The organism is Streptomyces sp. JK94 (genome assembly GCF_053613315.1).
This window is the reverse complement of sequence record NZ_JBSICH010000010.1, coordinates 35,899-48,123: the sequence shown is the minus strand read 5'-3', so window position 1 is coordinate 48,123 and position 12,225 is coordinate 35,899. Positions and strand designations below refer to the sequence as shown.

Below are 12,225 nucleotides of genomic sequence, written 5' to 3'. Positions count from 1 at the left end.
CCCCCGGCGGCGCCGGCACCGGTGGCGGGCACCGGTGCCGGGGCGACGGCCTAAGGTCGACCCATGACACGCCCCGACCCCGCCGCCGGCTGCGCCTTCTGCCGGATCGCCGCCGGCACCGCCCCCGCGCGGCTGATCGCCGGCACCGGAGCCACGCTGACCTTCCTGCCGCTTCGGCCGGTGCACCCGGGGCACGTCCTGGTGGCGCCGCGGCGGCACGTGCGCGACATCTGGGAGGCCGACGAGGAGACGGCCGCGGCGGTGGGGGCGGAGGTGCTCCGCGTGGCGCACGCGGTACGGGCAGCCCACCGCCCCGACGGGCTGAACGTCATCCAGTCCTCCGGCGCCGCGGCCACGCAGACGGTGCCCCACCTGCACGTCCACCTGGTGCCCCGGTTCGAGGGCGACCGCATGCCGCACCTGTGGCCCGAGGAGGCGGAGACGGACCCGCAGACGCTGGACGACTCGGTGCGGCGGATCCGCGCGGCGCTGCCGGCCCCGACGCCCTGAGGCCGGCCGTCCCCGTGCCGCGTCAGCCGACGAGCAGCAGGGCGAACACCTGGGTGGCGACGAGCCCGCCGTAGAAGAAGGACAGCGTGGGTGACACGGCCGCCTTCACAACGCCCGCGGGCTCGCGGCCCTGGGCCACGTCCATGGCGAACGGCTCCACGGTCGCGTCCGGGCGCCGTACCCGGTCGTACAACCGCCGGAACAGCCGTTCCTGGTGGAGGAAGTAGGCGTCGAGGAACCAGAAGGCCGTGATGGGCACGAAGTTGACCAGGGCGACGGACGCGTCGTCGTTGCCGACCGCGAAGGCGAGCAGCGCGCCGGTGACCGTCAGCGACCAGCCCTTGATCAGGAACGAGTTGTTGCCCATGCGGGCCACCACCATCTGGATCAGCTCCAGATGCTTGATCCGGCCCTCGCCCAGCACCGGACTGTCCCCCGTCGTCATCGGTTCCCCCAAGCCGTAGACCGTGTGCTCGGGAGCTTACCCACCGGGGCCGCCGGGCCGACCGCGCCCGCCTGACCGGGTGCGGCCCGCGCGGCCTCGACGGGGGTGGACGCCGTGCCGTAGCGGCCGGGACGGCAGCGTGCCGACGAGGAGAGCGACCGCACGGGCCAGGTTCGCCACGGTGCCCGCGGCACGGACGGCACATCGGCGCCTCCCTGAACGCCCGCTCCCGGGTGCGCGTATGTCCTCTCAACCGCCCGCGGTTCGGGGAAGGCGGGACGCGGGGACGACGTCGACGTGAGGAACAGGCATGAACGAACGGGTCGGTCCGGCTCCCGCGATGCACGCCCTGCCCGACGGCGAGGCCGAGATCGCCCTCGTGCTGCGCCTGCCCTGGGAGGACGTCGCCCGGCTCGGCCAGGAGGCCGGACGACTAGCCGCCCGGATGCAGCGGCCGGTGACACTGGACGAGGCGGTGAGCCACCGGCTGCGCTCCGCGCGGGGCGCGGCGCACGCCCGGCCGGCCGGTGAGCGGCCGCCCGCGGTGAGCCCCCCGGCGCCGGTGAGCACACCGGGGCCGGCGACCACCCCGGCATCGGTGTCGTCCCTGCCCTCGCGGCCCCCGGCGGAGCAGGCCCGGCAGGCCGCCGACCGGATCGACGGGACGGCGTAGCGGGTCGCCGGGACGGCGTGCTGGGTCGCCGGGACGGTGTAGCGGGTTGTCGTCTCGCCGGGACGGCGTGGCGGATTGTCGGCACGGTGTGGCGGCCGGCCTCAAGCCTCCTCGGGCCTCCCCGGGTCTCCTCAGACCTGGTGCCCGACCGCCCGCGCGGCCTTGCGGGCGGCCACCAGTACCGGGTCCCAGACCGGTGAGAAGGGCGGCGCGTAGCCGAGGTCAAGGGACGTCATCCGTTCCACCGTCATCCCGGCCGTGAGGGCCACCGCGGCGACGTCGACCCGCTTGCCCGCGCCCTCGCGGCCCACGATCTGGACGCCGAGCAGCCGGCCGGTGCGCTGCTCGGCGAGCATCTTCACCGTCATGGGGGAGGCGCCCGGGTAGTAGCCGGCGCGGCTGGTGGACTCGACGGTGGCCGTCACGAACCGCAGCCCCGCGCGCAGCGCGTCCTTCTCGCGCAGCCCGGTCCGCGCGATCTCCAGGTCGCAGACCTTGCTGACCGCCGTGCCGACCACGCCCGGGAAGGTCGCGTAACCGCCGCCCGCGTTGGTGCCGATGACCTGCCCGTGCTTGTTGGCGTGCGTGCCGAGCGGGATGTGCCGCTCCTGGCCGGTGACCAGGTCGAGCACCTCCACGCAGTCACCCCCGGCCCAGATGTCCTCGTGCCCGCGCACCCGCATGCCCTGGTCGGTCAGCAGCCCGCCGTGCGCGCCGACCGGCAGACCGGCGGCCGCGGCGAGCGCGGTCTCCGGGTGGACGCCGATGCCGAGCACCACCACGTCCGCCGGGAACTCGGCGTCCGCGGTGGCCACCGCGCGGACCCGGCCGTCGTCCCCGGTGAGGACCTCGGTGACCTCGGCGTCGTTCACCATGGTGATGCCGAGGCCCTCCATGGCCTGGTGCACCAGGCGGCCCATGTCCGGGTCGAGTGTGGACATCGGCTCCCGGCCGCGGTTGACGACCGTCACCTCGTAACCGCGCTTGATGAGCGCCTCGGCCATCTCCACGCCGATGTAACCCGCGCCGACGACCACCGCGCGACGGCCACGCGTGCGTGCCAGCGTGTCGAGCAGCGCCTGCCCGTCGTCCAGGGTCTGCACCCCGTGCACGCCCGGCGCGTCGACGCCCGGCAGGCCGGGACGGATCGGGCGGGCACCGGTGGCGATTACGAGCTTGTCGTACGGCGTCCAGGACTCCGCCCCGGAATCGACGTCCCGCGCGCGTACCCGCCCGCCGGCGACGTCGATCTCCGTGACCTCGGTGCGCATCCGCAGGTCGATGGCGCGCGAGCGGTGCTCCTCGGGCGTCCGGGCGATCAGCTCGTCCCGCTCGGCCACGTCACCGCCGACCCAGTACGGGATGCCGCAGGCCGAGTACGAGCTGAAGTGGCCGCGTTCGAACGCGACGATCTCCAGTTCGCCGGGGCCCCTCAGCCGGCGCGCCTGCGACGCCGCGGACATCCCCGCGGCGTCACCGCCGATCACCACCAGTCGCTCTCCAGCCCGCCCGGTACCGCTCACAGTGCTCATGCTCATGCTCATGGTGAACACGCTACGGGGGCGGGCATTTCAGTCCTCCGCGCCGGGCCCCTCCCGGCGAGTGGTGCGGGCCTCGGGCGCGGGCCGGGCCGTCGGCAGCGGCGCCGAGGCCGGGGCGGCGCCGGCCGGGGGCGCCACGGGCACCGGCGCCTTGCGGCGCGGCAGCCGGGGCCGCAGCACCCGCACCCACAGGAGCGCCAGCAGGGCCGCCGGCACGGCGAACGGCAGCACCGTGCCGAACGCCACCGCCACCCAGCGCAGCACCGTCACGAACGCCTCCCAGCCGCCGGCCAGCGCGTCCGTGAAACCGGGGTCGTCGCCCCCGTCCGCCCGTTCCACCGGTGTCTCGGACAGGGAGAGGGTGAGGGTGGCCAGGCTCGTGCGGTCCTTCAGGGCCGCCTGCCGGGCGAGCAGCGCCTCCAGCTCCGCCTGGCGGGTGCTCAGCTCGCCCTCCAGCGTCACCACGTCGCTCAGCCTCGTCGCCCGCTCCATCAGCTCGCGCACGCGGGCCACGCTGGCGCGCTGCGACTTCACCCGGCTGTCCACGTCCACGACCTGGTCGGTGACGTCCTCCGCCTCGCCCTGCGTTCGATGAGCCGGCCGGCGCCCTCCAGTTCGTCGAGCACCTCCTCGTAGCGCTCCACGGGCACCCGCAGGACGACCTCGGTCCGCTCGTGGCCGTCCCCGTCCCGGGTGGTGGTCTCGTCACCGACGTACCCGCCGGCGTTCTCGGTCGCGGTGCGGGCCGCCTCCAGTGCCTTCGGGGCGTCCTCGACCTGCACGGTCAGCGAGGCCGTGCGGATGACGTGGGCGGGGGCGGCCTGCGGCGGCGCGGTCGCCCCGGCCTTGCCCGCCTCGCCGCCCGCGGCACCGGACCGGTCCTCGCCGCGGCCCTCCGCCCGCACACCCTCCTGGGGCGCGGCCGCCCCGGCGTCGCCCGCGCCCGAGTCGGAGCCGCCGTCCGCACCGCTGCATCCGGTCAGGACGAGGGCCGCGGCCAGCACCAGGCCGGCCAGGGCGTGGGCGGGTGGCACGGAGCGCCGCGCTGGACGTCGTGCGTGCATGGTGGGTACCCCCCGGGAACGTGACGGCTGATACTCCTTCGACGCGCGGAACCGGACGAACGCCGACGCGGAACGGTCCCGAACAGGTCACGGTCCGGACTCGCCGGGGACCCCGCGGGCGGCTCGGCCCGGCGGTGGCACCGCCGGTGCGGTCTGAGACGCTGGGGGCATGTACGCAAGCGAGACCCCCGCGGGCGAGACCCCCGCGGACCCGGGGCATGTCGTCGTCGTCGGAGCCGGCATCGCCGGACTGGCCGCCGCCCACCGCCTGCTGGCGCGCGGCGCGCGGGTGACCGTGCTGGAGGCGTCGGGCCGCGTCGGCGGCAAGCTGCTGCCCGGAGTAGTCGCCGGAGTACGCGTCGACCTCGGCGCCGAGTCCCTGCTGGCCCGCCGCCCCGAGGCCGTGGGGCTCGCCCGCGAGGCCGGTCTCGCCGACCGCCTCCAGCCGCCGGCCGCCGCATCGGCCTCCCTGTGGACCCGCGGCGCCCTGCGGCCCATGCCCAAGGGCCACGTCATGGGCGTTCCCGGCACCGCGACCGCACTGGCCGGTGTCCTCTCCGAGGAGGGCCTCGCCCGCATCGAGCGCGACGCCGAACTGCCCCGCACCGAGATCGGCGACGACGTGGCGGTGGGCGAGTACGTGGCGGCGCGCCTCGGCCGCGAGGTCGTCGACCGCCTCGTGGAACCGCTGCTCGGCGGCGTCTACGCGGGCGACGCGTACCGCATCTCGCTGCGCTCCGCCGTGCCCCAGCTCTTCGAGGCGGCCCGCGCCCACACCTCCCTCACCGAGGCGGTGCGCGCCCTCCAGGGCCGGACGGCCACCTCCCCGCCGAGCGGACCGGTGTTCACGGGCATCGAAGGCGGCGTCGGCACCCTCCCGCTCGCGGTCGCGGAGTCGGTGCGCGCGCGGGGCGGCGAGATCGTCACGCACGCGCCCGTGACGGAGCTGCGCCGCACGGCCCCGGACGGCTGGCGGGTCGTCGCCGGCGACCGGGTGCTGCACGCCGGCGCGGTCGTCGTCGCCGTCCCCGCCGGCCCCGCCGCCGCGCTGCTGCGCGCCGAGGTCCCCGCCGCCGCGGCCGAGCTGGCGGCCGTCGAGTACGCCTCCATGGCCCTGATCACCCTCGTCCACCGCCGCTCCGACGCCGCCGCGCTCCCCGACGGCAGCGGCTTCCTCGTGCCGCCGGTGGAGGGGCGCACCATCAAGGCGTCCACCTTCGCCTCCCGCAAGTGGGGCTGGATCGCCGACGAGGACCCGGACCTGGTCGTCCTGCGCACCTCCGTCGGCCGGTACGGAGAGACGGAGATCCTCGACCGCGACGACGCCGGCCTGGTCGCCGTCTCCCGGCACGACCTGGGGGAGGCGACGGGCCTGACCGCCGAGCCCGTCGCCACCCGGGTCACCCGCTGGCAGGACGGCCTGCCGCAGTACCCGGTCGGCCACCACGCGCGCGTGGCCCGCGTCCGCGAACACGTCGGCAGGGTCCCGGGCCTTGCCGTGTGCGGCGCGGCCTACGACGGTGTCGGCGTCCCGGCCTGCATCGCGAGCGCCTACGCCGCCGTGGACCGGCTCCGGGGGGACCCGCGGGGTGTGGAGGCGCTCACCGCCCACCCGGTGCGGAGTCCGCACGGGGGAGCGGGAGAATAGGGCCATGAGTGACGACGCCTCCACCCCCGCAGCCGAACGCATCCCGAACAAGGGCAAGCTGGCCAAGGACCTCAACGAGGTCATCCGCTACACCCTCTGGTCCGTCTTCAGACTCAAGGACGTGCTCCCCGACGACGCCGCGCGCGCAGGCTACGCCGACGAGGTCCAGGAGCTGTTCGACCAGCTCGCCGCCAAGGACGTGACGGTCCGCGGCACGTACGACGTGTCCGGTCTGCGCGCCGACGCCGACCTGATGATCTGGTGGCACGCCGAGACCGCCGACCAGCTCCAGGACGCGTACAACCTCTTCCGCCGCACCAGGCTCGGCCGCGCGCTGGAGCCGGTCTGGTCGAACATGGCGCTGCACCGCCCCGCCGAGTTCAACCGCGCGCACATCCCGGCCTTCCTGGCCGACGAGACGCCCCGCGACTACATCAGCGTCTACCCGTTCGTGCGCTCCTACGACTGGTATCTGCTGCCCGACGAGGACCGCCGGCGCATGCTCGCCGACCACGGCAAGATGGCCCGCGGCTACCCGGACGTGCGCGCCAACACGGTCGCCTCCTTCTCCCTCGGCGACTACGAGTGGATCCTCGCCTTCGAGGCCGACGAGCTGTACCGCATCGTCGACCTCATGCGCCACCTGCGCGCCTCCGAGGCCCGTATGCACGTCCGCGAGGAGGTCCCCTTCTACACGGGACGGCGCAAGGACATCGCCGAGCTGGTGGCCGGACTCGCCTGAGCAGGCCGCCGCCCGCCCGGTCAGGCCGCCGGCGCCGCGGCCGATCCGGCCCGCGGCTGCTTGGCGGGCCTCGGCTCCGGCGCCGGCCTCCCGGCGCACGACTCGTCCCGCGCCGGAAGGCCGCCGTCCAGCAGGTACGCCTCCAGGTGGCCGTTGACGCAGGAGTTCGGGCCGCCGCCGATGCCGTGCGTCCCGGCGTCCCGCTCGGTCACCAGCACCGAGCCCGACAGCCGCCGGCGCAGCTCCAGCGCGCCGGCGTAGGGGGTCGCCGCGTCCCGCTCGGCGGCCAGGATCAGCGTCGGCGGCAGTTCGCCCGGCCCGGTGCGCACGTCGAGGGGCCGCTGCCGGGGCGCCTGCCAGTAGGCGCACGGCAGGTTCGTCCACACGTTGTCCCACGTCTCGAACGGTGCCCGGCGCGCCAGCCGCGTGTTGTCCCGGTCCCAGACCTCGAAGTCGGTCGGCCAGGAGGCGTCGTTGCACTCGACGGCCGTGTACACGGCGTTGGAGTTCTCCGCCCCGGCCACCCCCTCCTCGGTGCGCGTGCCCGCCTGGTCGACCAGCGGCTGCGGGTCCCCCTTCAGATACGCCGACAGCGCCTCGGCGCGGTGCGGCCAGTAGTCGTCGTAGTACCCGGCCCGCAGGAACGCCCCCTGCAACTGGGCCGGTCCCACCGTCCCGCCCGCCGGCTCGGCCGCGAGGCGCGCGCTCGCCTCCTCGTAGCTGTTCTGCACCCGCCTCGCCGTGTCCCCGAGCCCGTACACGGCGTCGTGCTCGGCCATCCACTCCTTGAAGTCCGTCCAGCGGTCCTCGAAGGCCTCGGACTGTTCGAGGTTGTTGCGGTACCAGATCCGCCCTGGGTCAGGGTTCACCACCGAGTCGAACACCATGCGCCGCACGTGCGAGGGGAACAGCTCGGCGTACAGGGCCCCGAGGTAGGTGCCGTACGACGCGCCCATGAACGTGAGCCGCCGCTCGCCCAGTGCGGCCCGCACGACCTCCAGGTCACGGGCGTTGTTGAGGGAGTGGTAGTGGCGCAGCGCCTCCCCGGTCCGCTCCGCGCAGCCGCGCGCGTACGCCTCGGCCTCGCCGGCGCGCTCCCTCTTGTACGCGTCCGAGGGCTGCGCCGGAGCCGGCCGGGGCCCCTTGAAGAAGTCGCCGGGGTCCTGGCAGGACAGCGGGGCGGAGGGCGCGACCCCGCGCGGGGCGTATCCGACGAGGTCGTACGCCGCGGCGATCCGCTTCCACTCGGGCACCATGCCGACCAGCGGGAAGTACAGCCCCGAGGCGCCCGGACCGCCCGGGTTGTAGAGCAGTGCGCCCTGTCCGGGCACCTTGCGCCTGCCGTCGTGCGGGTCCTTGTGCGTGGCCCGCACCCGGCTGACGGTCAGTCGGATCCGCTCCCCGTCGGGGCGCGCGTAGTCCAGGGGCACGGTGACCGTGCCGCAGCGCACGGCCTCCGGCAGTTCCTCCGCCTTCGGGCACCGGCCGAACCGGATGCCGGCCGCCGCCGCGCGCTCGGCGGCCACGGCGGTGCCGCGTGCCTGCGCGGAGCCGGGCCCGGCCGGGTCTGCCTGGGCCGGGGCGGCGGTCAGGGCGGACAGCAGCAAGGACCCGGCGGCCGAGTAGAGGGCGGCAGCTCGCATCGCGTATCCCTTCCATGCACACGGTGGTGACACAGGGGATGGTTGGCGCGGCGACCGGGCGGGGCAAGCACCGCCCGCGGGTGTCGGCTCCGAGCGCTCCCGTACGCCCCCGGCGCGTCAGGCCCGCGGTTCGCCGTGCCCCTCGGCGTACTCGCCGGCGTACCGCTCGCGGTGGGCGGAGGCCGCGCGCGGGTCCGGTTCGCCGACCGCGTCGCGCACCGCGCATTCCGGGACGCAGTGCGGTGGGTGAATGACGTTCCGTCAGAAGGTGCCGGGATGGTTCAGCGGCGCAGCAGGACCCGCCCGGTCGCACGGGCCCAGCGGGCCCCGGGGCGCTCCGACCGCGGCGCCGGACCCGACCGCTCCAGCCACCACCGGCGCAACGCGCGGCGCGCCTCCGCGTCCCGCGGGCGGCCGTCCAGGATCAGCCGCTCGACGAAGTCGAGGGCGTCCCGCCGGTATCCGCCGGTCATCGGACGGCGCCGGGCGTGGGCGAGGAAGGCCGGCCGGTACCCCGCGCCGAGGATCACCGGCAGTTCGGGCGCGACCTTCGCGACCACGTCGGCCCGTTTCGCGGCGAGCGCCCGCGCCTGCACGCCGAGCCGTACCCGGTCGAACCCCTCCGGCACGGGGGTCCCGGCGACCAGTGCGGACAGCAGCGCGGTCTGCGCGAGGGCGAGCCGCTGCCGTGCGGCGTCGGCGGCGCCGGACCCGCCGTCCGCGGTCCGCGGCGTGGCGGCCCCGCCCCGGCCGGGCTCCACGGCCACCGCCCCGGCCTGGCGTGGATCTCCGCCCGCCGCCCCGCCCCGGGGGTCACCGGCAGCCCGGGCGCGTCCTTCGCCGCCTTCGCGACCGAGCCGGCCGGTATCGCGGCGACGGCCCCTGTCCACCGCCACGCGGATCGCCTCCACCTCGTCCTCCAGCACCCGCGCGTCGGGGAAGTTCTCGTCGCGCTCCAGCAGGACGCCCGGTGGCGCCACGCGTGAGGCGAGGTCGGTGAGGATGTCGAGGACCGGCCGCGGTACGGCGTGGGCGTGACTGTCGTGCCAGATGCCGTCCCGTTCGAAGCCGCCCGCGACGTGGACGTAGGCGAGGGCTTCCAGGGGGAGTCCGGCGAGCGCCTCGGCGGGGTCCTCGCCGCGGTTGACGTGGTTGGTGTGCAGGTTCGCCACGTCGATCAGCAGCCGCACCCCCGTCCGGTCGGCCAGCTCGTACAGGAACTGCCCCTCCGTCATCTCCTCGCCCGGCCAGGAGACGAGCGCGGCGATGTTCTCCACGGCGAGCGGCACCGGCAGCGCGTCCTGCGCGATGCGCACGTTCTCGCACAGCACGTCCAGGGCGTCGCGGGTGCGCGGCACGGGGAGCAGGTGCCCCGCCTCCAGCCGCTGGGACGCGGTCATCGGCCCCCCGGCCCGGACGAACGCGATGTGCTCGGTGACCAGCGGCGCCCCCAGTGCCCGCGCCCGCTCGGCCAGCGCCGCCAGGCGCCCCGCGTCCGGCCGTTCGGCGTCACCGAGGCCGAGCGAGACGCCGTGCGGCACGACGGTCACCCCGCGCTCGCGCAACCGCAGCAGCGAGTCGGGCAGATGCCCGGGGCAGAGGTTCTCGGCCACGGCCTCGACCCAGTCGATGCCGGGCATCCGTTCGACGACGTCCGCGATCTCCGGACGCCATCCGATCCCGGTCCCCAGTCGTGCCACTTGCTCCATGGTCCGTCCCCCTCCTGCGAACATGCCGGGGGTATCGCCCTCCCGGCTCCGCCCGAACCTCCGGCAGGGCAGGTTCAGAGCAACATCTGAGGTTCGCGAGGGCGTCGCCCCGCCGGCGCGGGGCGAGCCGCGCCGGGAACCGGGGGCGGCCGGCCGGCACCGAGGCGGCGCAGACGGGGCGGACGGACCCCGCACGCTCGACGTCGCTCCGTGCCCCGGCGTACGCCACGACCGGGTACGCCACGGCCGGCCCGGCCGTGGCGTACTCGGTCGTCGAGTGGGTACGCCTCGACGGCTACGACGGTCTCGACGGCCACGGCACCCGGGCAGCGGGCGAAGCCCACCGCCCCGGCGACCAGGGAGGGCGGGATTCCCCGTGCACCGGACGGCGTCGCGCGCCTACCGCAACGCCGGATGATCCGCCACCACCGTGCACGACCCCGGCGCGATCTCCGTGTACCCGGCGTCACGCACCACCGGCAGGCCGCCGGCCGTCAGCTCGCGCCAGCGGGCCGCGGCCGGGGTGCGCACCGCCAGCGGGTAGCCCGCGTCGCGCCAGGCGGCCCGCGTCCCGTCGTCCAGCTCCCACCAGGCGAGCTGGGCGCCGTGCCCGGCCTGGGCCATCGCCTTGCCGGCCGACATGTCCAGGTCCGGGTTCATCCACAGCACCGGGCCGCGGTGACCGGCGTCGGACGGCGGCTCCGGGTCGTCGAGGTCGGTGCCGGAGACCTGGAGGCGGGCCAGGTCCTTGGGCCAGCCGTCCAGCGGGACCGGCGGGAAGACCCGCACCTCGGCCGTCCCGCCGGTGACCGTGATGCCGGGCAGCGCCTCGGCCCGCCGCCACTCGGCGCCCCGCGCCCGCCGCACGACCTTGCGGATGCGCGCGTCCTGCCAGTCCCGCATCGCCCGCGCCCACTCGCCGTCGCCGGACGACCGCTCGTCACCGAGCAGCGTCAGCACCGCCCGGGCCGCGGTCTCCAGCGCGTCGGTGCGGGGCGGGGGCGCCGCCCGCTCGATGCGGACGACCAGCGGCAGCACGAACTGCGGCGCGAGGTCGCGGTCGCCGGGCTCGGGGCGGAGGGGACGGTCGGGGACGGACGTCGTCGGATCGTTGCTCACGCCCGCCAGTCTGCCAAGCCCCGCGGACGCGGGAGGAGGGCGGTCAGCCTGAACAGGCCGTCCGCTGGGCCTCCTGCCACTCGCAGACGGGGCAGAAGGTGATGCCCTTGTACGACTCGGGATACTCCGTGGGCTCCCGGCACAGCACGCACTCGGCGTACGGCGGGCCGTCGGCCCTGGGGGGCCGGGTCGCGTCGATCAGGCAGTAGTCGTGGGGGCCGGAATCGTCGTCGCTGCTCATCCTTCCAGCGTAGGCCCGTCAGCGGCGGCCGTTCGCGGCGCCGATCAGCTCCGAGACCCTCACGAAGCGGTAGCCCCGGCGGCGCAGCTCGGGCACGACCGTCCGCACCACCTCCTCGGTCACCGGGGCGGCGCTGCGGGTGCAGTGCAGGACGACGACCGACCCCGGCCGCACCCCGTCCAGTACCTGGCGGGCCACCGCGTCCGCGTCCGTCGCGAACGCGTCCCCGCCCACCACGTCCCACTGCACGGCGGTGACGCCGGAAGCGGTCAGTGCCCTGAGGGCGGCCTGGTCGTAGCAGCCGCCGGGGAAGCGGAAGTACGGCATCGCGTCCGGCACCCCGGCCTTCCTGAACGCCGCGTACGCCCGCTCCACGTCGGCCCGCATCCGCTCCTCGGACACGGCCGGCAGGCCGTAGCAGTCGTCGGTGTAGGCGTAGTGGCTGTAGGAGTGGTTGGCGATCTCGAACCGCGGGTCCCGGCCGATGGACCGGGCCTCGGCCGGGTACTCCTCCGCCCACCGCCCGGTCATGAACACCGTGGCCGGCACGTCCAGCTCCCGCAGGGCCGCGATCAGCTGCGGATTGTCGAACCGTTCACCGGCCGCCGCCCGTGGCCCCTGGTCGGCGGTCATGTCGGCGTCGAAGGTGAGGGCGACCGTCCTGCCGTCCGCGCGCGGGCCGTGCTCGAAGACGGGGGTCAGGCCCGCGGGGCCGGGGGCGAGCGTCGGAGGCCGGGACGGAGCCGGCTCCGACGGGCCGGCGGAGGGCGCGGACGGGGCCGGTCGGGGGGCCTGCGGGTCCTCGGCGGTCCCGCAGGCGGTGAGGGCGGCGCCCAGGACGCACAGGGCGGTGGCACGTCGTACGAGAGTGATCACCGTACGAACGTATG

General features: G+C 75.7%; 11 protein-coding genes and 1 pseudogene. 4 read left to right on the top strand and 8 right to left on the bottom strand.

What is annotated here, in order from left to right:
• Nucleotides 1-63 precede the first annotated feature (63 nt).
• Nucleotides 64-510, top strand: a complete 447-nt coding sequence (locus ACVV2G_RS10300) for an HIT family protein (protein WP_453842327.1) — start codon at nucleotides 64-66, stop codon at nucleotides 508-510.
• A 22-nt stretch (nucleotides 511-532) separates the two neighbouring features.
• Here ACVV2G_RS10300 and ACVV2G_RS10295 read toward each other — a convergent pair whose 3' ends face one another.
• The gene (locus ACVV2G_RS10295) at nucleotides 533-967 is read right to left on the bottom strand and encodes a hypothetical protein (RefSeq protein WP_453842326.1); all 435 of its coding nucleotides are present in this window, start codon (nucleotides 965-967) and stop codon (nucleotides 533-535) included.
• Nucleotides 968-1,265: 298 nt separating this feature from the next.
• Between ACVV2G_RS10295 and ACVV2G_RS10290 the strand changes: the two genes are divergently transcribed.
• Nucleotides 1,266-1,628, top strand: a complete 363-nt coding sequence (locus ACVV2G_RS10290; RefSeq protein WP_453842325.1) for a hypothetical protein — start codon at nucleotides 1,266-1,268, stop codon at nucleotides 1,626-1,628.
• 131 nt (nucleotides 1,629-1,759) lie between these two features.
• On the opposite strand, the gene ACVV2G_RS10285 is transcribed toward ACVV2G_RS10290, so the two are convergent.
• Together ACVV2G_RS10285 and ACVV2G_RS10280 are read right to left on the bottom strand one after the other, a co-directional pair.
• Entirely contained in the window at nucleotides 1,760-3,166 is a 1,407-nt protein-coding gene (locus ACVV2G_RS10285; RefSeq protein WP_453842375.1) for an FAD-dependent oxidoreductase, read from the bottom strand.
• A gap of 33 nt (nucleotides 3,167-3,199) precedes the next feature.
• Nucleotides 3,200-4,233, bottom strand: a pseudogene (locus ACVV2G_RS10280) (DUF4349 domain-containing protein).
• Between the two features lie 169 nt (nucleotides 4,234-4,402).
• Between ACVV2G_RS10280 and hemG the strand changes: the two are divergent.
• Together hemG and hemQ are read left to right on the top strand one after the other, a co-directional pair.
• Complete coding sequence (gene hemG / locus ACVV2G_RS10275; protein ID WP_453842324.1) at nucleotides 4,403-5,881, top strand: protoporphyrinogen oxidase; 1,479 nt, start codon at nucleotides 4,403-4,405, stop codon at nucleotides 5,879-5,881.
• 4 nt (nucleotides 5,882-5,885) lie between these two features.
• The gene (hemQ, locus tag ACVV2G_RS10270) at nucleotides 5,886-6,623 is read left to right on the top strand and encodes a hydrogen peroxide-dependent heme synthase (RefSeq protein ID WP_453842323.1); all 738 of its coding nucleotides are present in this window, start codon (nucleotides 5,886-5,888) and stop codon (nucleotides 6,621-6,623) included.
• Between the two features lie 20 nt (nucleotides 6,624-6,643).
• On the opposite strand, the gene ACVV2G_RS10265 is transcribed toward hemQ, so the two are convergent.
• The 5 genes from ACVV2G_RS10265 to ACVV2G_RS10245 all read right to left on the bottom strand — a co-directional run bounded on the left by ACVV2G_RS10265 (nucleotide 6,644) and on the right by ACVV2G_RS10245 (nucleotide 12,211).
• A complete protein-coding gene (locus ACVV2G_RS10265; RefSeq protein WP_453842322.1) occupies nucleotides 6,644-8,266 on the bottom strand; it encodes an alpha/beta hydrolase in 1,623 nt (540 codons plus the stop codon).
• A gap of 281 nt (nucleotides 8,267-8,547) precedes the next feature.
• Nucleotides 8,548-9,966, bottom strand: coding sequence for an MbnB/TglH/ChrH family RiPP precursor modification enzyme (locus tag ACVV2G_RS10260; RefSeq protein ID WP_453842321.1), 1,419 nt, complete (start codon nucleotides 9,964-9,966; stop codon nucleotides 8,548-8,550).
• 408 nt (nucleotides 9,967-10,374) lie between these two features.
• Nucleotides 10,375-11,094: a peptidyl-tRNA hydrolase gene (locus ACVV2G_RS10255; protein WP_453842320.1), complete on the bottom strand. Its 720-nt coding sequence runs from the start codon at nucleotides 11,092-11,094 to the stop codon at nucleotides 10,375-10,377.
• Between the two features lie 43 nt (nucleotides 11,095-11,137).
• Nucleotides 11,138-11,335 (bottom strand): hypothetical protein, encoded by a 198-nt coding sequence (locus ACVV2G_RS10250; protein WP_453842319.1) that lies wholly within the window; start codon nucleotides 11,333-11,335, stop codon nucleotides 11,138-11,140.
• Between the two features lie 18 nt (nucleotides 11,336-11,353).
• A complete protein-coding gene (locus tag ACVV2G_RS10245; protein ID WP_453842318.1) occupies nucleotides 11,354-12,211 on the bottom strand; it encodes a polysaccharide deacetylase family protein in 858 nt (285 codons plus the stop codon).
• Nucleotides 12,212-12,225 lie beyond the last annotated feature (14 nt).